Raw genomic sequence first — 20,784 nt, forward strand, 5'->3', positions numbered from 1 at the left:
TCCCGCAGCGGTGCGCTGGGGGTTATTCTGCTGCGGCTTGTCTGCCGGTAAAACAATTATAATCCGTATGATAACAGGATGCAAGCAGAATCAAACCGGTGCTGTCTTTAAAATAATAGTAAAGGTTGCCCCTCCGCCCGGTGTGTCGGACAGAACCAGCCTTCCTTTGTGTATTTTTACAATCTCCCTGGCTATACTGAGCCCCAGGCCAAAATGTTCCTTGCTGGTATGGGCTTTATCCTGCCGGAAAAAGCGCTGGAATACCTGCTTTTTGGCGGGGTCGGGAATGCCGGGGCCGTCATCGGCAACAGACAGGGAGACATGGCTGGCGGTAAAGGACAGGGACAGCGTAATGTGACCAGTGGAAGGTGTATAGCTCAGAGCATTGTCCATAAGGATGGAGAGCACCTGAGCGATCCGTTCCTCGTCACAGAGGACCAAAGGGCATTCCTCCTCAGGCAGACGGATCCGGAGTGTCAGTCCCTTTTCCCTGGCCAGATATTCGTATTTTTCATAAGTATCCAGAAGCAGGGTATCAGGCGGGAGCGGTGCGGGCATGAGAGTCCAGGAACAGGCATCTGCGCCGGCGAGCTGCAGCATATCGTCGATCAGGCGGGACATGCGTTTCCCTTCAAGCTGGATGGTCTCTGTAAAGCGTGCGGCCTCCTTGGGGGCTGCTTTTTGGGAGGCAGTCAGACAGGAGAGCATCACAGACAAAGGGGAGCGGAGTTCATGGGAGGCGGAAGCAATAAACTGGGCCTGCTGTCTGCGGTTTTCCTCCAGCGGTGCCAGGGTTTTGCCTGTGAAAAACCAGAAAAAGACGGCAAGCAGGAGCAGTGCTGCGGTATCCGCACCTAAAAAGACAAAACGCTGTCCGTAAATCTGGTGCTTCTGGGCATCCAGAGATTGAAGGATAACAGCGCTTAAATGGCCGTTGGCCTTAGGCAGCAGTACCACAGAGGCATAATATTCTTTCCTGTCATTGGTTTTAAAGCGAAATTCCACATGTTTTGACAGAAGGGAGGAGGCATCTGCTGCATCCAGATCCAGCCCATATTTGACGGAAGCCGTCTCTTTTGCCAGGGATATGGCATTCTTTTCCTCCTGGGTTCTGCGCAGCTCCTGATAGAAAAGAGGTTTGCCGTTGTCATACAGCGAGAGGACCGTAGTATGGTTTTGTTCTATGCCGGCGATCCACTGGAGTGTGATGGTATTTTGGCTTTCCAGATGTGTGAGAATGGAATTTAAACTGTTGGTAAAGGAAGTGCTTCCATTCTTTGCGATCCCGGACTCGGAAAAATAGAGACACAGGCAGGTGGCGCCAGCCAGAATGAGGCCTGTGACAGTCAGACAGAGCAAAGTGAGACGGAGGCGCATTTTACGGAACAAGGGTGGGTGAGACGGTCCGCCTTCTGTTTTAATCATGGCTCACCTCCAGACAGTAGCCGATCCCCCGGACCGTGCGCAGGGTAAGGGTGCTTCCCACAGTCCGGAGACGGCGGCGGATAAAATGGATATAGTTGTCAAGATTGCCTTCCTCCACCTCCGCATTGGGGCCCCACACGCGGGAGAGGATTGTGAGGCGGGGAAGGGTCTGGCCCGGATTTCTGAGAAGGAACTCCAGAAGCGCGCCCTCGCGTTTGGATAAGACCAGAGTCTTGGAACCGCAGAGAAGCTGTTTCTGGGCGGGGTGGTAAGTGACATCTCCAAGTGTGATATCCCCGGACATCTCCAGATTACCCGGGCGGCGGGTGATACAGCGGATACGTGCCAGAAGTTCCTGAAAGTCATAAGGTTTGACCAGATAATCGTCAGCTCCCTGGTTAAGCCCCGTGATCTTATCTGAAAGCTCTCCCAGTGCTGTCACTAAAATCACAGGTGTGGAAATGCCTTCCGAGCGCATTTTCTCCAGGATGGTAAGCCCGTCCATGGAGGGAAGCATCCGGTCCAGGAGGACCAGGTCGTGGGTGCGCTGCCGGATATAATCCAGCCCGTCCTCCCCGTCATAACACAAATCAGTGAGAAGCCCTTCCTTTTCCAGTTGGAATTTCAGGGAGTCACAAAGTTTACGGTCATCTTCTATTATTAAAATTCTCATGAGAAAATATCCTCCGGCTTTTTGTTTATTAGAAGTATAACACAGGAATCTTTAAGTTATCTCTAAAAATGCAAGAAAAATTAGAGATGATCTTAGAGAATGTTTAGAGAATGCAATGATAAGATAAACGCAAATGAAAGACAGGAGGAGAAACATGAATCGATACATAAAAAAAGCAGTATGCCTGACAGCGGCTATTGCCATTACTGTGGCAGGCCTTGCAGGATGCGGGAAACAAAGTGAGGATAAGAGCGCAGAGGGCGCTATGGGACGTTATCTGGAGGAGGAGATAGCCCTCCCCGAGAACACAGGTAAGATCCTGGCAATGGAGAGGCTGGATGACAACAGCCTGTCGCTTTTTACAGAGGATAAGGAGACAGGGGAGCGCTATCTGTGGAAGTCAAAGGATTCAGGAAAAAGCTGGGAGGAAGATATCCTGCCCGAAGGACTCAAGCTTTCTAATTGTGCTTTTATAGACTGGGCCTGTATCAGCGGGAACGGTGACATTGCTGTTTCTGCCATGAAGGAAGCGGCAGAAGTGATCACATCCCAGAGCTTTTCTCTCTTATATGCAAAAAAGGGAGGAGAACTGCAGGATCTGACACTTGACGTGGAAGAAACAGACAATATGAAAAGCATCACCGGGCTGAGATTTTCTGAAGGTAAGAAACTGATCGCCACATATTCCTATGGAACGGTGTGTGTGATCGATCCGGACAGCGGACATGTGGAACAGACAATGGAATTAAGTGATAATATTCAACAGGTAACGGATATGGGGAATACACTTCTGCTTCTTACGGACAAGGAACTGAAAGCCTACGATATGAATACCGGGGAATCCGTGGAAGCGGATAAAACGCTCTCTGACCAGCTTTTGAAAGATTTGGAGAGTGAGCAGAAGAAATTAAGGAACAGTGTGGTCTTTGGGTGTGGGAAAGAGGAGGATACGCTGTTTTACTGTGCCGAGAGCGGTATTTACAGACATGTTTTTGGCGGTACCGTGGTGGAACAGGCGGTCAATGGAAGTCTTGCTTCCATAGGAAATCCCAAAGCTATGCTCATATCTCTGGCAGTTATGGAGGATGACAGTTTCCTTGTGGCATGTTCCATAGATACCGAGTACAAGATTTACCGCTATACTTACTCCGCAGATACATCTTCCGTGCCGGAGAAGGAGATCAAGGTATATTCCCTGGAGGACTGCCCTGTGCTGAGACAGGCGATTTCCGTATACCAGAGTCAGAACCCCGATGTTTATGTGGATTTGGAAATAGGTACGAGTGGTGAGGACTCCGTTACGGTTTCCGATGCACTCCGCACGTTGAATACAGATATTATGGCGGGCAAGGGACCGGATATTTTGATCCTGGACGGAATGCCTGTAGAGAATTATATCCAAAAGGGACTTCTGGAGGATATAACGGATACGGTGGAGTCAGCCGAACAGGAAGACGGATTGTTTGAGAACATCATGAAGACCTATGAGAAGGATGATAAGATTTATGCGGTTCCCCTGGGCTTTTTGATCCCGGCAGTCCAGGGAGAGGAGTCTTTTGTAAATGCAGCGGAAAGTCTGAAGGCATTGGCAGAGAAGATCAGCAGCATAAGAGAGGAAAATCCGGATATCGGGCGTGTTATGATACCCACAGATTCGGAAATGCTTCTGCAGATCTTCTATCATCTGGAGAGCACAACTATGAAAAAAGAGGACGGTACCCTGGATGAAGAGGCTTTGAGAGCATTCCTGGAAAACATGAAAACCATTTACGGGGAACCGGTTACCCAGGAGGAGCAGGAAAATCCCATCGGGTATTTCAGTGCAGCAGATGGTATGGTGTCCGGTCTTGACGGACTGCGTCTGCAGGCCATGGGACTGCTGAACCAGACATCGAAAGCAGGTGCAGGCTGGATTGGCTCAGTGGGGCAGCTTGTAGAGATCCTGGGTGTGAACGATGCCTTTGATCTGGATTATACAGAAATGAAATCCGAAGGAAAAAGTGTATATCTTCCCTATCGAAATGTGGGGATCAGCAGCAAAAGTAACGAGAAAGAGCTGGCAGCGGACTTTTTGAAGGTACTGCTGGGAGAGGAAGTACAGAGTACATTAAGTACGGCTTTCCCCATTAACCGGAAGGGTTATGAGAAGGTACTGGAGCTTGGAGAACAAACATACGGAGGAGACGGGGGCGGTACTTCCATTACCATGTCAGGCGATTCGGGAAATATGCCGTCTTTGAATATGAGCTGGCCTGAGGAGGAAGAACTGGATAAGCTGAGATCACTTTTGGAAAAAGCTGAAATTCCGGCCTCCACAGATGACACTATCTGGAATGCGGTAAAAGAGCAGGGAGACAAATACCTGAATGAGAGCCTGAGCCTGGATGAGGCCTGCAGTAATATCATACAGAAGGTGAATCTCTATCTGGCTGAGTAAAGGGGAGCAGGCGATGAGGCGTCATAACAGAATGACAACAGGAAGAAAGAAACAAAACAGGGCGGCGGCAGCATTTTTGCTGCCAAGCCTTGGAGGTGTTGCGCTGTTTGTCCTGATACCTTTTGCGGATGTGATCAGACGCTCCTTTCTGGATGCCATGGGGATAGAGTTCAAAGGAATCGGAAATTATCTGGAATTGTTTCGCAATTCCGCCTTTTTACTGGCAGTGAAGAACACTATGCGGTTTGCTTTTATCTGTATTCCTCTTTTATTACTGCTTTCACTGGGGGTTGCGGTGCTGCTTTCAGGAGTTGGAAAAAAGGGGAGGATACTGAAAAATTTTTATCTGATCCCCATGGCGATTCCGGTGGCATCCATTGTGCTTTTGTGGAAGTTTTTATTTCATAACAATGGGTTTTTGAGTGCTTTTTGCAGTATGGTACACCTATCGCCGCAGGACTGGATGAACAGCAGTGCCGCGTTCTGGGTATTGGTCGTCAGCTATCTGTGGAAAAATATGGGCTATGATATCATTTTGTGGAGTGCAGGGCTTGCCGCGATACCGGAAAACCTGTATGAAGCCGCGAAAGTGGACGGTGCCGGCAGTCTGGACTGCTTCTTCAGGATCACACTGCCGAATCTGCTTCCTGTTTTGTATACCATCACAGTGCTCTCTTTTCTGAACTCTTTTAAAGTGTTCCGTGAAGCGTACCTGGTGGCAGGGGATTATCCCCATGACAGCATGTATCTGCTGCAGCATGTATTTAATAACTGGTTTCGGGAGCTTTCACTTGACAAGATGGCAGCAGGGGCAGTTATGACATTTCTGGCAGTTATGGTACTGATCCTGCTTCTGCAGAGGGCCTGGGGCAGAGAGGAATGACTGGGAATGAAAAAAGTTATATTTGTGATTTTAGGGATATTTGCACTGCTGGCAGCGTATCCGGTGCTGTTTCTTCTGGCTGGTTCCCTGATGGGAAAGCAGGAGCTGGCCGGGTATCTGTCGCCGGTCCTGGCAAAAGGGGAGGGATATGCAACCTTTCGTCTGTTTCCCATGTACCCCACACTGCGGGCCTATGTTGAGCTGCTGCTGGATTCTCCGGGATATTTTGTTATGTTTTGGAATTCCATACGCGTCACAGCGGGAATCCTTCTGGGACAGATACTGGTGGGAGTGCCTGCGGCGTGGGCATTTGCCAGATATGATTTTCCGCTTAAGAAGCCGGTGTTCACGGTATATATAACACTGATGATGATGCCGTTTCAGGTGACCATGCTTTCTAATTACCTGGTGCTGGACCGGCTGGGGCTTATGGATACGCTTTGGGCAGTGATCCTTCCGGGGGCATTTTCCACATTTCCGGTATTCATTATGTACCGGTTTTTTACCGGCATACCGGAGGCTGTGGTAGAATCCGCCAGGATAGACGGGGCAGGCGAAGGGAAGATATTTCTGTATATGGGGATTCCCCTGGGGTCCGGAGGTATTTGTTCTGCTCTGGTGCTGGGATTTCTGGAATGCTGGAATCTCATTGAACAGCCCCTTACATTTTTGAAGAACAAAGAGCTGTGGCCTCTTTCCCTGTATCTGCCGGATATCGGGCTTTTGGAAGCACCCGGGGCGTTTGCGGCTTCTGTGGTGGTGCTTCTGCCGGCTCTTTTTATTTTCCTGGGCGGACAGGATTATCTGGAGCAGGGGATTGTGGCAGCGGCGGTGAAGGAATAGAGGTGGAGAGATGATACGATCAAAAGGGATGAAAAGCCTGAGACAGAAAGCATTTTTTATGCTGACCATATTCCTGGTAATGATGACGGCATTTACTGTTATATCAAGAGCTGCCGACAGTGTGACGGTAGCGCAGGTGGATGTGGAAAAAATCTCCTCAAAAGTGATCGAACATACCGTGGAGGGTGACGGGATTGTGAAGGAGAATCTGGAGAGGGCAATAAGCACGGAACCGGGTATTATGGTGGAGACACTGTTTGCTGTTCCGGGGAGGCAGGTGGAAGAAGGGGAGCTTCTCATGCAGCTCAGGATGGAAGACATTGAGGAACAGATAGAAAACCTGAAAGCGGAGATAAAAAAGCTGGAACTTAACAATCAGGATTTGGACAGCAAGAAGAAAGCAGAACAACAGAAAAAATCGGTACAGGCCCAAAGGGCCCGGGAGGATTATGAGCGGGCAGAGACCGAAGGGGGGAACCGGCTGGCCCAGGCGCAGGCAGCACTTGCAGAGGCGGAGGAAAAGCTGGAAGAATTCTATCAGGCGCAGCAGGGAGAAAGCGGCGGCGAGGATCTGACTGTCCAAACACTGCAGCAGTTGTGCAAAGAGCGGGAGGAAGAACTCTCTAAAATACAGGCACGGATAGATGCCCTGTTAGAGAAGACGGAGGAGGAGGTCTTAAAAGAGATCCGTCTGGCGGAGGAAGAAAACGGTCCTTTGACGGAAGCACAGAAGGAAGAGATCAGGGCACGAGTGGAGCAGGCGAATGCCCAAGACCTTACAGATGCACAACAGGTATTACAGGAGGCATCCCAGGCCCTTTCAGAGGCCCAGAGCGCTCTTGCGGAGGCCGAAAGCAGTAAACAGGCAGCAGGGGAACAGAGTGCCAAAGAGCAGGAAGCACAGCTTTTGGCTGATATAGAAGCAAAAAGGCAGGCCTGCGAGGAAGCCGGTAAGGCGAAAGAAGACGGGGAGATACAGGCCGGCAGAGCGTTGGAGGATGCAGGGGCTGCTGAGGGCAGTGACAGCACGGAGAAGATAAATAACCTGGATCTGGATGCGAAGAAGAAAAGCCTGGAAAAGCTGGAAAAACTGAAGGAGGATCAGGGTCAGATCTTATCGCCGGTGAAGGGTGTGGTGACGGAACTGAAGGTTTCAGCGGGTGATCATACGCCTGATACGGCGCTTATGACACTGGCAGATTTAAGTTCAGGGTGCAGATTTGTAATGCAGATAGATAAGAGTCAGGAAAAATATATAGCCAGAAAAGATCCGGTCAGACTGTCCCCTGCGGACGGCCAAAAGGATATTGAAAATCTGGAAGTGGAGAGCATTACACCGGATGCGGAGGATAAGACAAAACTTAATGTGACGGTCCTGCTTCCCGCTGATACCCTGGAGATTGGGACAGCAGCCAAAATGACCAGTATGCGTAAGGAAAAGGTACAGGATACCTGCATTCCTGTGGAAGCCCTGCATATGGAGAATTCTAAATATTATGTACTGGTCGCAGAGGAAAAGAAGACAGTTCTGGGCACAGAACTGACAGCCACCAGAAAAGACGTGGTCGTGAAGGATAAAAACAGTACCTACGCCGCGCTGGACAGCAGCAGTCTTTTGCCGGATGACCGGATCATCACAGAGTCCGACAGGACCATTGATGCAGGCAGCAGAGTGCGCCTGCGGGAAACATGAGCGGCGGGAAAAGTGCTGTCTGCAGGTTTGTGGTGTTAGGTCTGCTGCTTGTCTGCTGGTTCCTGGCAGAGGCCGCTGCGATCGGTACAGAGAAATACAGCGAAGGGGTTTCCGTAAAAAAGACGAAGGGTACCTGGACGTATGATGAGGCGGAGTTTATCCGGCAGGAGGAACAAAAACAGGAGTTTCCTGACTCCTGCACCTTTTTGGGGGAGAGGGAGGAAGAGTATCTGGAAAACAGAGAGCTGGGGAGAATGGAGACGGCTTCTGTCATTGAGGTGCTGGGGGAGACACAGGGATTATTGCCGGCATCGGCGCCTCTGTATGAGGAGGACAGGGAGAGCTGCCTTCTGTCTGAGGACATGGCTTATAAATTGTTCGGAAGCAAGAATGTGATGGGGGAGGAGATACTTTACCGGGGAAGGATTTTGATCGTTCGGGGGCTTTTAAGGGGGATGGAGCGGACTGCAGCCGTACAGGCAGCCAAGGAGGGGGACAGTGTCCTTGATACCATAGCATATGGGGCGAACACGGAAGACCAATCCCTGGAAGATCCGGTGCAGACATTTCTTCTGCGCCACGGAATACAGGGAAAGGTACAGGAGCGGAAGTATTTTGCAGCCTGTGCAAAGCTGCTGGTGTTCTTTCTTCCGCTGGTGATCTTTGTCAGAATGGTAAGACAGCTAGCAGGAAATATGAGAGCGCAGAGGGGCAGACGGATACGGACAGCAGCCTTGTGGGCAGTGATGATATGGATGACGGTGCTGTTTTTCATGCTTTTTTGGAAGCCTCTTGGCTTGACCAGGGATGTGGTGCCCACAAAGTGGTCAGACTTTATGTTCTGGAAACAGATGACGCAGCAGATTCGGGATAATTTCAAGCTGCTTCTTCAAACCCAAAAGACGAGCCTGGATTTTCTTGTGCTCGGCCCCTTCTTTTCCTGTCTGAAATACTGTATTTTGACCTGGGGGTTATATGCCGTCAGATGTAGGATACAAAAAAAGGCAGGGGCAGGGGAAACAGTGGCAGGGATATTATTTTCCTGGATCTTGCTGCTGGGGACCATCCGTTTCGCAGGTGACAGTGCTCTTTGGCTTGTGGGACAGAAGAGTGTCTGGTTTGGGACCTGCTTTTGGCTGGTCGGAGAATACGCGGCGCAAAGAATGCAGGTGTCCTATAAAAACGGGTGTTCTATAAAAATAAGATAATTTGATACTAACATATTTGATAGAAGGATGTATGCCGGCAGGCGATGATAGCGCCAGGAAAACCTGGAGCAGCGCTGTGTTACCGCCAGGCTGCATCCTTTAGCATTATCATTTCCTGGGGTTGTTCAAAGGAAGTATTGTCCAGAAAAAGACTTCCTCTGTCTTTGTATCCGAGTTTTCTGTAAAAATGCTGGGCGCCTTCATCGACTTGTGTTGATGTCATTATGGTTTTATAGCCAAGCCCCCACATCTCCCGTTCCCAGAAAAGCATGGATTGCCTGCCAAAACCTTTGCCCCGATACGATTCATCCAGATAAAGCAAGGTCAGAAAAGGTATGAGATCCAAAAACAGATTATACCGCAGAACGCCTATGGGTTTATCCTCATCACTGATGATATATCCCCGTCTGTCCCGGAATTTTAACAGCAGTTCATTCTCACTTATATGTTTATCATAAGTAAGCCAAAAAGATTTGTCAGATTCTAATGCATATCGGATTTTAAACATTTTTCACCTCTTATCTCCACTGAATGATGAAATACCATAAAAATAAGTCTATAGCCCATATTATTTGTCCTGGCATCTGCTTTGTCAAGCAAAATTGTCTTTTTTATTATTTAACACTGTAGTGAGATAAAATGTTGAAATAAAAAAATATCTGTGTTAAACTTTACATATAGATTCTGTTTTTCTCATATTCTTGACATCCCTTGGGATGTTCTGCCTGTCTCGATCAAGGAAACCCTGAAATAAGTACGAAATGAATGCAGTCACGGAACAGTCACACACAGATACACGTGCATAGTATTAGTAGAAAAGAGGTGAATGGATGACAAAATTAAAAGAAAAGATCAGTGAGGCGTTATCTTCCGTATTACCTATCACCTGCATTGTGTTTTTGCTGAGTATTACCATTACGCCCATGCCCATTGGGACGGTTCTGCTGTTTGTACTGGGAGCTGTTCTGCTGGTGGTGGGGATGGGATTTTTTTCATTGGGTGCGGATATGTCCATGATGCCTATGGGAGACGGCATTGGAAATGCGCTTGTCTCCTCAGGGAAAAAGGTCATCATGTTTATGATTACCTTTGCCATTGGATTTATCGTCACCATTGCGGAGCCTGACCTGACGGTTCTGGCGCACCAGGTGCCGGGTATACCGGACAGGGTGCTTATATGGACGGTCGCCTGCGGTGTGGGATTATTTTTGATGCTCTCCTGGATTCGTATTGTCTTTCGGGTGGATCTAAAATATCTTTTGATCTTCTTTTACATTGTGGTATTTGTCCTTGCGTTTTTTTCTATGGACAGCTTTATGGCAGTGGCTTTTGACAGCGGCGGCGTTACCACCGGGCCCATTACCGTACCGTTCATTATGGCGCTGGGAGTCGGTATGGCCAATGTGAGGAACCATCACGCGGAGGAGGACAGCTTCGGGCTGGTTGCCCTTGGCAGTATCGGGCCTATTCTGGCAGTCCTGATCCTGGGGATCGTGTATCATCCTAAGGGAGCTTCTTACACACCTTTTGAGATGGTGCATGTGGAGACAACAAAAGATGTGGCAAAGACATTCCTGGCGGAGATGCCACGGTATGTCTCGGAAGTGAGCAAGGCGCTGGTACCTATCCTTGGCTTCTTTCTCCTGTTTCAGATCATAACCAGGTATTTCAAAAAGAAGTCTGTTATTAAAATATTGGTGGGTACACTGTATACTTATGTGGGGCTTATCTTGTTTTTATGCGGCGTCAATGTGGGGTTTATGCCGGCAGGATACTTTATCGGTTCTGAGATTGCTGCCTTATCCTATAACTGGGTACTGGTGCCGATTGGCATGGTGATCGGATTTTATATTGTAAAGGCAGAGCCTGCGGTGCATGTGCTGAACCGCCAGGTGGAGGAAGTGTCCTCAGGAGCCATTTCTTCCAGGGGAATGCTCTATTCACTGTCTGTAGGGGTGGGAATATCCCTGGGGATTGCCATGCTCCGTGTGCTGACCGGGATCAGCATCATGTATTTTCTCATTCCGGGGTATTTTATTGCGCTGCTGTTGAGCTTTTTTGTGCCAAAAGTATTTACAGGGATCGCATTTGATTCCGGCGGGGTGGCCAGCGGTCCAATGACAGCAACCTTCCTTCTGCCCCTGGCCATGGGGGCCTGTGAAAGCCTGGGAGGGGATGTGATGATGGACGCTTTTGGTATTGTGGCAATGGTGGCCATGACGCCCCTTGTAACCATTCAGATTCTGGGTTTGATGATGAGGAGAAAGAAGAAAGCAGTATCCTTAACCCAGGAGGAGGATGAGATTCTTGCTTTTGAGGAGGTTTTGGATGAGTAAGCAGAAAGTAAAATGTTTGGTCGCCATTGTAAACAGGGGAAAGGGCAGTCTGGTTGCTGATATCTGCAGGAGTTATCAGATCTATTTTACGTGCGGGACACTGGCCCTTGGCACTGCGGGAAGTGAACTTCTTTATTATCTTGGGATCGGTGAGACAGACAAGGAAATGCTGTTCAGTTTTCTGCCTGCCGGTCTGGAACGTGATGTCATGTATGAGATAGCAGGCAGGATCAATATTAAAAAGCCGGGTCACGGCATTATGTTTACGGTTCCTTTGAGCGGTATCAGTACACTATTCCGGCAGAAAGTTATGTGCGAAAGCGCAGATAAGGAGGAGTATATGGAGCAGGCGGAAAGAAAATATGAGCTGGTGGTTGCAGTGGTGGACCATGGTTTCCAGGACCAGGTCATGGATGCCGCAAGAGCAGCGGATGCCACAGGGGGTACGGTATTTCATGCCCGTTCTCTGCACGATGAGGATGCTTCCTCTTTTCTGGGAATCCGGCTGCAGGGGGAGAAGGATGTGGTGATGATCTTATCAGAGACCGGGGCATATACCGGGATCATGCAGGCTGTCAATGCAGCCTGCGGTCTGAAGACAGAGGCAAAAGGACTGATATTTTCTCTGCCGGTGGACCATTTTATAGGGATTTGACTATAAAGATTTGACTTTGTACGGGCAGAATGATACAATTTATCGTAGTAAATTTCTGGAGGACATTAAGATGATTAACGATAAAAAAGTATTATTCAGCGGGATGCAGGCAACCGGAAACCTGACACTTGGAAACTACCTGGGAGCGCTGAAAAACTGGGTGACATTAAGTGATGAATATGAGTGCTTTTACAGCGTTGTGGACATGCATTCCATAACGGTGCGCCAGGACCCGGCAACTCTGCGCAAAAGAGCCCGCGCACTTCTGACATTATATATTGCAGCAGGACTGGATCCGAAGAAAAACTGCATCTACTACCAGTCCCATGTATCAGGACATGCGGAGCTTTCATGGATCTTAAACTGCTTTACTTATATGGGTGAGCTGAGCCGTATGACACAGTTTAAGGACAAATCTGCAAAACATGCGGACAATATCAACGCAGGCCTTTTCACTTACCCGGTTTTAATGGCAGCTGACATTCTGCTCTACCAGGCAGATGTGGTCCCGGTGGGGATTGACCAGATGCAGCATCTGGAGCTGACACGTGATATTGCCACTCGTTTTAACAATATTTATGGGGATGTGTTCACGATTCCGGAAGCTTATATCGGCAAAGTGGGCGCAAAGATCATGAGTCTGCAGGAGCCTTCCAAAAAGATGTCCAAGTCAGATGAAAATCCCAATGGAAGTATCTATCTTATGGATGACCCGGATACGATCATGCGCAAATGCAAACGTGCCGTGACTGACTCGGAGGCTTGTATCGCATACAGAGAGGAACAGCCGGGACTTAAAAACCTGCTGGATATTTACTGTGCATGTACCGGCAGGACCACGGAGGAAGCTCTGCGCGAGTTTGAGGGCAGAGGCTACGGGGACTTGAAGATGGCTGTGGGCGAGGCCGTAGTCAGCGTTCTGAAACCTCTGCAGGATGAGGTTGCCAGGCTGGAGAAGGACAAGACGTATATTGATTCCATCATCAAGGAGAATGCAGAGAAAGCCAGCTATTTTGCCAACAAAACGCTGCGCAAGGTACAGCGGAAAGTGGGATTTCCGGATAGGATCCGTTAAGCTGCGCCGCGGGCGGACTGCGGCATATATTTGAGTTTTCGTAACTGGGAAGATAGGGAACAGTTACAAATCTTGTACAGGAGGGAATGTATATGACAATGGATGAAGTGATCACCGTACTCAGTATGCAGGAGGAAATACTCCAGTTTTCACATTTTACCAACGAGGATGCATGGGAATTGGGAATGATGCTTGTGGCGGAGAGCAGACGCAGAGGTCTGGACTGTGCTGTATCCATCCGCAGGAATAATGGATATGCGGTATTCAAATACGCGGGGAATACAACCAATCTGAACAATGACAGATGGATGGACAGGACATTCAATACGGTCCGTACACTGGAGAAGAGCAGCCTTTTGGTGTACAGTGAGCTGCAGAAGAATGAGGAGACCATGGTGGACATTGCCCTGGACCCGAAAGAGTTTTCCTGCATGGGAGGCGGTTTCCCTGTGCGTGTGGAGGAAGTGGGCGTAGTGGGGGCCATTATGGTGACGAACCAGAATCATTATATCAACCATGATATTATTGTGAAGACACTGGGAAGATACCTTCATATTGATGAAGTGCCCAGGATCAGAATGCTGTAAAGGTCAGGATCTAACCGGTCCTGTGACTGTGAGAGCCGGGTGGAAGTATAATTCCACCCGGCTCTTATGCGTCTATATCCGGCGCAGGGAATGGTCGTTTATTCAACATCCAGGAATGTTATGGAGGCATCTGCCTTCAGTGCAAGATTGGCTTCGGCTTCAATACATTTGGTGATCCCCGCAATAACAGGACATCCTGCGTGTACGGGAAAATTCTTGAGGGCATATGTAAAGAATGGGCCGGCACCGGGTTTGACGAGACAGACCTCATAAGCATCAAAGGTGCTGCCCAGTTCCTCCATCATCTTTTTTACACTGGGGCAGCCGCTTGCCACTTTTATGGCGACTTCGGTTTCCTCATCCTCCGATGCAGTGGCAGTGACGAGAGTAGAAAATTTACAGATTCCCGGTTCGATTTTTACTTTAGTCATTTGAATTCCTCCCTTTTTAAGATAAATAGTAATTGTTCAGTACCCTCACAGTTACATGCAAAATCCATGCAAAATCGCCTTTGGCGATGGGATTTTTGCTTGGCCGTGGTACACTTTCTTACGGTCAGCGCAGTGAATGCGCAGACCTACTGAATAGTTTCGATAAATACATATATAGTTTATGATCGAAGCGGTTCAGTACCTTTACAGGAAAGGCGGACGTCTATGCAGGATCGCTTTTCGTGAGGGGATATTGTCCGGCTGCTGAACCATTACTTATAATTTTTATTATAGCACTTCTTTGGAGGATTGAAATAGGAAAGTTACAGTTTATTTGACGGTAAGTATAGGAAAGTTACAGTTTATTTGACGGTAAGTAAAAGTATTGCATTTGCTGTATGCAAAAGCAGTATATTATATTATACTGAATATGTTCCATCGGCAATTCCTGTCGGTGTAAATTTCTTTGCAGATTCTGCAGCATTTCCATATGATATATTTTTGCAACATAATTTTTTAAAGGCGGGTGATGCTTATGGGCTGATTTCTTTGTTGTACCATTTTACATATGTATGCTACAATAAAGGAGGAAAAATGAAATTTAGGATCAGATACGGATTACAGGCAGTATTCCGCAGAATCCATATAAACAGACAGTACAAAGACCGTCTTTTCCGTATGGTTTTCCGGAGGAAAAGAGAATTACTGGACTTGTATAATGCAGTAAATGGTACTGAATATACGAATGTGGATGATTTGACAGTGATCACGATTGACGATGTGATATATCTTGGAATGAAGAATGATATTGCTTTTTTGATCGGATGTGATATGAACCTGTATGAACATCAGAGTTCCTGGAATCCCAATATGCCGCTGCGAGGGCTGTTGTATTTTGCGGATATGCTCCGCGGTTATATAGAAAAAAATGGGCTTGATATCTATTCTTCAGGGAAAATAAAGCTTCCTGTTCCAAGGTATATCATTTTCTATAATGGAACCAGGGAGGCTCCTGATAAATCGGAGATGCGGCTCTCGGATTCATTTATGGAGTATGCAGGGGAGGCGGCTCTGGAATGCAGAGCGGTTCTTCTGAATATCAATAAGGGACATAATAAAAAGATCATGGACAAATGCAAACGGCTGTCCGATTATGCATATTTTATCCAGGCTGTACGGGATTACGCAGTAAAGGAACCGTCCTTGGAAAAAGCAGTCAGTCTGGCTGTTGAGGAATGTATAGAAAAAGATATACTGGCAGATATATTAAGAAAAAACAGAGCGGAGGTGATGAACGTGGTGTTGACATCCTATAACGTGAAACAGCATAATCAGACATTGAAGCGGGAAGGGAGAGAAGAAGGGAGAGAAGAAGGGATACGGGCAATGGTGGAGGTCTGCAGAGAACTGGATATCCCCGATGCCATTATCAAAGAAAAGCTGAAAGAGAAATTCAATTTAAATGATATGGATGCGGACAGGATGCTGGACAACTAAGTCAGACAGCTCCGGATGGAATAATGGCCGCCCGGGGCTGTCTGTTTCCGGAAGATATCAGGGAAGTGTATAAAAAGTTACTATTTACAGCCCTGCAAAAAGCGCAGTTCTGTAAACAGTAACACGCTTCGCGATGCACAGATATGGAGCATTCTGCCCCATATCGCGCTGGCAGCCTCGGGATTTTCATGCGCAGGCGCATAAAAACACCTCGCGGGATAGTGGCCGTGAATAGTAACTATAAAAGACTTATTCGGATAAGTGAAAGGCTTTTTCCATATCATCTGGCAGGGGCACGTGAAAACACATAGGTATTCCGGTGATAGGGTGTATAAACTCCAGCGCGGAGGAATGCAGGGCAACCCTGGATATCCGGGTGAAATCCGGGTGATAGAGATAATCCCCCAAAAGGGGAGCGCCCAGGTACTGCATATGTACACGGATCTGGTGGGTACGCCCTGTCTCCAAGTGAAGCTCGGCCAGTGTGATATTCTGACAGGTCTCCAGCACTTTATAATGGGTGACTGCCTGCTCCCCCTTTTCAAAGTCCACACACCGTTCAATGGCAGAAGTCTCTTTTCTGGCAATGGGAGCGTCTATGGTTCCCTGGGGAGCGGGGAGGGGACCGTCGCAGAGCGCCAGATAAGTCCTGTGGATCTGCCGTTCCTTCATCTGGGCGGACAGGATGGAGGCACTGAGGGCATTTTTGGCCACGATGAGCAGGCCTGTGGTATCCCGGTCCAGACGGTTGATACAGCGGAAGATAAATTCTTCCCCCGCAGACCGGTAATAGTGTGCAACAGCATTGGCAAGGGTATTGTGGTAATTGTTGACGGAGGGATGCACAGGCATGTCAGCAGCCTTGTCAAGGACCAGAATATCCTCATCCTCGTAGATCATGGAGAGGGGGAGGGGAACCGGAAGGATATGCTCTGAGGACTGAAGTTCCTCCATAAAAATTATGAGTGTGTCCCCGGTGCGGAGCATGGTCTTTACATAGGCCCATCCACCGTTTACCTTTATACTGTCGCTGTTCTTTTTTAACTGAATGATGATCTGCCGGGAATATCCCCTGGCTTTTAAAAAGGATTCCACCGTGCAGGGGGAATCCTTTTCACTTATTCTGTAAATGAATGTCCGGTTCATAAAAACTCCTGTTTTTGTTTCCGATCCTCTTACTTGGATTTTACCTTATTCCAGAGTTCGTTGTAATAAGAATCTGCTTCATCGCCCAGGAACTGGAAGGTTTCGCTTCCCTTCAGATCCTCCGCTTCAGGGAAGAGTACTTTGCTGTTCCGGATACTGTCATCCTCGATCAGCTCCCTGGCAGCTTTGTTGGGCGTTGCATAAGTGATATATTCAAAGTTCATCAGCGCAATGTCGGGACGGCAGAGGAAGTTAATGAATTTTTCTGCATTTTCCTTATTCTGCGAATTGGATGGGATCACCCAGGAATCAATCCATACATTGGTACCTTCTTTTGGGATCACGTATTCCAAATCCGGGTTTTCTCTCTGGGTATAGAGCGCTTCACCGGAATAGATCACACCCAGCGCAGCCTCGCCCCCAATCATTTTGTCTCTTACCTGATCCACCACATAGGCCTGGACCAGAGGTTTTTGTGCAATCAGATCGTCTGTGGCCTGGATCAGTTCATCCACTACAACAGAGTTCAGGGAATAACCCTTGCGCTTTAGGGCAACAGCAAAAGCATCCCGGACAGAGTCCTGCATGAGGATACTGTCTTTATACTTTTCATCCCACAGGATATTCCAGCTGTCCACATTTTCCTTGACCATGGTTTTGTTGTAGAGGATACCAACCGTCCCTACGCAGTAGGGAACCGAGTATTCATTCTCCGGGTCAAAGCTCTTGGACTGCTCCATATAGGTGGGGTCTATATTCTTGAGATTCGGTACATTGTCCCAGTTGATCTTGGCCAGCAGATCATTCTCCCGCATACGCTGGATCATATAATCTGAGGGGCAGACCACGTCATAGGCAATGGCTTTTGACATGATCTTGGGATACATGATCTCATTGGTTTCATATTCCTCATAGGTGACTGTTATACCTGTCTCCTCCTCAAAGATGTCAATGACCTCCGGGTCCATATATTCGCCCCAGTTGTAGACGATCAGTTTTTCATCGGACACACTTCCCTTGTTGCCCAGGTGGAAGAAAAAGCCGGCTCCGGCCACAAGGATGACAAGTGCTGCAGGGATGACCTGACGGAGAGGAAGCTTCTTCTTTTCAAGCTCTGAGGAGAGCTTCTTATCCGGCTCTTTTGGCGCTGAGTTCACCAGGATCATGATGACCATAACGGACAAAAAGAGCAGGGTGGAGAGTGCATACATCTCCGGCCTTATGCCTTTGCGCACCTCGGAATATATCTTGGTTGACAGGGTATCCACCCCCGGCCCCTTGGTGAAATGGGTGATGATAAAATCATCCAGGGACATGGTAAATGCCATGAGAAATCCTGACAGCACACCGGGCAGAATATCCGGAAACACCACTTTCATGAATGCCTGGAAAGGTCCTGCACCCAGGTCCCTGGCGGCCTCATAGGTACTCTTGTTTGTCTGCTTCAGCTTAGGCATAACGCTCAGAATGACATAGGGGATATTGAAGGTTATATGCGCCATTAAAATGGTGGAAAAACCGAGGGTAAACCGACATGCAATGAACAAAAGCATGAGGGAAATACCTGTCACAATATCAGAATTCAATATGGGAATATTGGTGACTCCCATAAAAACCGTTCGCCATTTGCTCTTCATGGCATTGATGCCAATAGAGGCGCAGGTTCCGATCAGGGTTGCCAGTATTGCCGATAAAAATGCAATGACCAGAGTGTTGTAAAGGGCACCCATGATGGCATCATCCTTAAACAGGGAACCATACCATTTCAAGGTGAAACCGCCCCATTTGGAACGTGATTTGGAGGCGTTGAAGGAGAGGATCATAAGTGTCACAATAGGCGCATACATGAGAATCAGAATAAGCGCCAGGTAAATATTTCTAGCTGTCTTCTTCATCAGAACATTCCTCCTTGCCCGTCTTTGTCATACTTGGTGGTAACTACCATGCTGATCAGGATAAAGACCATCAGCACCAGGGAAAGTCCGCTTCCTGTATGCCAGTTGCTGCCCTGTTTGAATTTCTGCTCAATGACATTTCCGATCAGCAGGATCTTGCTGCCGCCAAGCAGATCAGAGATCACAAAGGTGGTGAGCGCAGGTACAAATACCATGATGACACCGCTCACAACCCCCGGCAGGCTCAGGGGAAAGATGATCTTTCTGAAAGTGTACAGCTCCGTTGCGCCCAAATCCCTGGCGGCGCTGATGATGTCTTTGTCAATCTTGGATAGCACATTGTAAAGCGGCAGCACCATAAAGGGCAGGAAGTTGTACACCATACCCAGTATGATGGCATAGGGCGTATTGATGAGCTGGATGGACGGCAGATGCAGGAAATCCAGCAGCTGATTGATCACACCGTTCTTCTCCAGCAAAGTCTGCCATGCCATGGTGCGCAGCAGAAAATTCATCCACATGGGAAGGATGAAGATCAGCACAATAAAACTGGTCTGATTTACCTTCATACCGGATAAAATCATGGCAAGAGGGTAGGCTAACAACAGACAGATGACGGTGCTCACAATGGAGAGCAGTAAAGAGAGGCAGAGTGCCTTGAAATTCTCCACGGTTCCGATGGCCAAAAGGTTTTCATAAGTCAGATGGCCGTCCACATCTGTCAGACCATAATATAAGACCATGGCAAGAGGGATTAGGATAAATGCCACAGCCCAGAAAAGATAAGGTCCGGTCAGTAATTTTTTTCTATTCATTCACTCCTATGGCCTCCTCGTCCTCCGATACCGGCTTGTGCATGATCTGGATGTCGAAGGGGTCCACATGGATGCCCACTTTCTGACCTACGGGGAACATGTCTGTACTGTGTACCAGCCACTCAAAACCGTTTGCCTGGACTTCCATCTCATAGTGGACGCCTTTGAAAATCAGATGGGAGACTACGCCCTGGATCGTGCCTTCCTCAGGCTTCACCAGGTCCACATCCTCGGGGCGGATGACAACGTCCACGGGTCTGTTGCGGCCGAAGCCTTCGTCCACACAGGGGAATTTGGCACCCAGGATCTTCACCAGCCTGTCCTCCAGCATGGTACCTTCTATAATATTACTCTCACCGATAAAATCGGCTACAAACGCATTCTGCGGTTCATTATAAATATCCTCAGGGGAACCCATCTGCTGGATATAGCCCTGGTTCATGACCACAATGGTATCTGACATGGTGAGGGCTTCCTCCTGGTCATGGGTCACGTAGATAAAAGTAATGCCCAGTTCATTTTTTAAGCGGATCAACTCGTACTGCATGTCCTGGCGCAGCTTCAGATCCAGGGCCCCCAGAGGCTCATCCAGAAGCAGAAGGCGCGGCTCATTTACAATGGCCCGGGCAATGGCAACACGCTGCTGCTGGCCGCCGCTCAGGGAATCGGGAAGACGGTTTTCAAAACCCTCCAGATTTACCAGTTTCAGTGCGTATTTGATCTTGTCTTTGATATAAGCGTTGCTCTTTCCGGCAATTTTTAAACCAAAAGCAATATTTTCTTCTATATTCATGTGGGAGAACAGGGCGTATTTCTGGAATACGGTGTTCAGATTTCGCTTGTTGGGCGGTAGATTGGTAATATCCTCTCCGTCAAAAATAACCTGTCCGAAATCCGGCGATTCAAAACCGCCCAGGATACGGAGAGTGGTTGTCTTACCACAACCGCTGGGGCCTAAAAGGGTAAGAAATTCATTTTCCCGGATGGACAGATTCAGCTTGTCCAGAACAATCTGATCGCCAAATCCTTTGGAAATGTCAATTAAATCCACCAGTGTATGGTTCATTCGCGTTCTCCTTTACGTGATATGAAATAATCCAGAACCTGTCCCATAAAACCGGCTCTGCCGGGGAAAGACTCTGAATTTCATTATACTAAACCCACAAACCTTGTCAACATAAATGT

Annotated in this window: 18 protein-coding genes; 10 read left to right on the forward strand and 8 right to left on the reverse strand. The window is 48.2% G+C overall.

Going from position 1 to position 20,784, the window contains the following annotated elements; genetic code table 11:
• Nucleotides 1–90: 90 nt before the first annotated feature.
• Nucleotides 91–1,425, reverse strand: a complete 1,335-nt coding sequence (locus C6P39_RS18110; protein ID WP_104804721.1) for a sensor histidine kinase — start codon at nt 1,423–1,425, stop codon at nt 91–93.
• On the reverse strand, nt 1,418–2,098 hold the full coding sequence (locus tag C6P39_RS18115; protein ID WP_095170917.1) for a response regulator transcription factor: 681 nt from the start codon (nt 2,096–2,098) through the stop codon (nt 1,418–1,420). The genes C6P39_RS18110 and C6P39_RS18115 overlap by 8 nt, the downstream gene beginning before the upstream one ends.
• A 154-nt stretch (nt 2,099–2,252) precedes the next feature.
• On the opposite strand from C6P39_RS18115, the gene C6P39_RS18120 reads away from it, so the two are divergent.
• Genes C6P39_RS18120 through C6P39_RS18140 form a run of 5 tightly spaced genes read left to right on the forward strand, consistent with a single transcriptional unit; the run spans nt 2,253 to nt 9,162 of the window.
• Nucleotides 2,253–4,535 (forward strand): ABC transporter substrate-binding protein, encoded by a 2,283-nt coding sequence (locus C6P39_RS18120; protein WP_158661613.1) that lies wholly within the window; start codon nt 2,253–2,255, stop codon nt 4,533–4,535.
• 13 nt (nt 4,536–4,548) lie between these two features.
• Nucleotides 4,549–5,418 (forward strand): carbohydrate ABC transporter permease, encoded by an 870-nt coding sequence (locus C6P39_RS18125; RefSeq protein WP_095170912.1) that lies wholly within the window; start codon nt 4,549–4,551, stop codon nt 5,416–5,418.
• Between the two features lie 6 nt (nt 5,419–5,424).
• Nucleotides 5,425–6,261 carry a carbohydrate ABC transporter permease gene (locus C6P39_RS18130; RefSeq protein ID WP_095170910.1) on the forward strand — a complete coding sequence of 279 codons (837 nt, stop codon included), beginning with the start codon at nt 5,425–5,427 and terminating at the stop codon, nt 6,259–6,261.
• 10 nt (nt 6,262–6,271) lie between these two features.
• The gene (locus C6P39_RS18135; RefSeq protein WP_104804723.1) at nt 6,272–7,954 is read left to right on the forward strand and encodes an HlyD family efflux transporter periplasmic adaptor subunit; all 1,683 of its coding nucleotides are present in this window, start codon (nt 6,272–6,274) and stop codon (nt 7,952–7,954) included.
• Nucleotides 7,951–9,162 (forward strand): hypothetical protein, encoded by a 1,212-nt coding sequence (locus C6P39_RS18140; protein ID WP_104804724.1) that lies wholly within the window; start codon nt 7,951–7,953, stop codon nt 9,160–9,162. Before C6P39_RS18135 ends, C6P39_RS18140 begins: the two co-directional genes overlap by 4 nt.
• 79 nt (nt 9,163–9,241) lie before the next feature.
• On the opposite strand, the gene C6P39_RS18145 is transcribed toward C6P39_RS18140, so the two are convergent.
• Complete coding sequence (locus C6P39_RS18145; RefSeq protein ID WP_104804725.1) at nt 9,242–9,670, reverse strand: GNAT family N-acetyltransferase; 429 nt, start codon at nt 9,668–9,670, stop codon at nt 9,242–9,244.
• A 322-nt stretch (nt 9,671–9,992) separates the two neighbouring features.
• Here C6P39_RS18145 and C6P39_RS18150 point away from each other — a divergent pair, with 322 nt between their 5' ends.
• From C6P39_RS18150 to C6P39_RS18165, 4 genes are all read left to right on the forward strand, one after another.
• Nucleotides 9,993–11,498 carry a DUF1538 domain-containing protein gene (locus tag C6P39_RS18150; RefSeq protein WP_104804726.1) on the forward strand — a complete coding sequence of 502 codons (1,506 nt, stop codon included), beginning with the start codon at nt 9,993–9,995 and terminating at the stop codon, nt 11,496–11,498.
• Nucleotides 11,491–12,153, forward strand: coding sequence for a transcriptional regulator (locus C6P39_RS18155; protein WP_104804727.1), 663 nt, complete (start codon nt 11,491–11,493; stop codon nt 12,151–12,153). The genes C6P39_RS18150 and C6P39_RS18155 overlap by 8 nt, the downstream gene beginning before the upstream one ends.
• 70 nt (nt 12,154–12,223) lie before the next feature.
• On the forward strand, nt 12,224–13,228 hold the full coding sequence (gene trpS, locus C6P39_RS18160) for a tryptophan--tRNA ligase (protein WP_095170899.1): 1,005 nt from the start codon (nt 12,224–12,226) through the stop codon (nt 13,226–13,228).
• Between the two features lie 92 nt (nt 13,229–13,320).
• Nucleotides 13,321–13,815, forward strand: coding sequence for a heme-binding protein (locus C6P39_RS18165; protein ID WP_104804728.1), 495 nt, complete (start codon nt 13,321–13,323; stop codon nt 13,813–13,815).
• 98 nt (nt 13,816–13,913) lie between these two features.
• Here the strand turns inward: C6P39_RS18165 and C6P39_RS18170 are convergent, their stop codons facing one another.
• Complete coding sequence (locus C6P39_RS18170; protein ID WP_104804729.1) at nt 13,914–14,246, reverse strand: DUF6951 family protein; 333 nt, start codon at nt 14,244–14,246, stop codon at nt 13,914–13,916.
• A 594-nt stretch (nt 14,247–14,840) separates the two neighbouring features.
• Here C6P39_RS18170 and C6P39_RS18175 point away from each other — a divergent pair.
• On the forward strand, nt 14,841–15,743 hold the full coding sequence (locus tag C6P39_RS18175) for a hypothetical protein (protein WP_207657139.1): 903 nt from the start codon (nt 14,841–14,843) through the stop codon (nt 15,741–15,743).
• 249 nt (nt 15,744–15,992) lie between these two features.
• Here C6P39_RS18175 and C6P39_RS18180 read toward each other — a convergent pair whose 3' ends face one another.
• From C6P39_RS18180 to C6P39_RS18195, 4 genes are read right to left on the reverse strand one after another with little or no spacing between them, the layout of a single operon-like run.
• Nucleotides 15,993–16,889, reverse strand: a complete 897-nt coding sequence (locus tag C6P39_RS18180; protein ID WP_095170888.1) for an RluA family pseudouridine synthase — start codon at nt 16,887–16,889, stop codon at nt 15,993–15,995.
• Nucleotides 16,890–16,918: 29 nt separating this feature from the next.
• Nucleotides 16,919–18,784 carry an extracellular solute-binding protein gene (locus tag C6P39_RS18185; protein WP_104804730.1) on the reverse strand — a complete coding sequence of 622 codons (1,866 nt, stop codon included), beginning with the start codon at nt 18,782–18,784 and terminating at the stop codon, nt 16,919–16,921.
• Nucleotides 18,784–19,599, reverse strand: coding sequence for an ABC transporter permease (locus tag C6P39_RS18190; RefSeq protein WP_095170884.1), 816 nt, complete (start codon nt 19,597–19,599; stop codon nt 18,784–18,786). Before C6P39_RS18190 ends, C6P39_RS18185 begins: the two co-directional genes overlap by 1 nt.
• A complete protein-coding gene (locus C6P39_RS18195; RefSeq protein WP_095170882.1) occupies nt 19,592–20,665 on the reverse strand; it encodes an ABC transporter ATP-binding protein in 1,074 nt (357 codons plus the stop codon). The genes C6P39_RS18190 and C6P39_RS18195 overlap by 8 nt, the downstream gene beginning before the upstream one ends.
• Nucleotides 20,666–20,784 lie beyond the last annotated feature (119 nt).

This window comes from Blautia marasmi, from assembly GCF_900258535.1.
Lineage (GTDB): Bacteria > Bacillota > Clostridia > Lachnospirales > Lachnospiraceae > Blautia > Blautia hominis.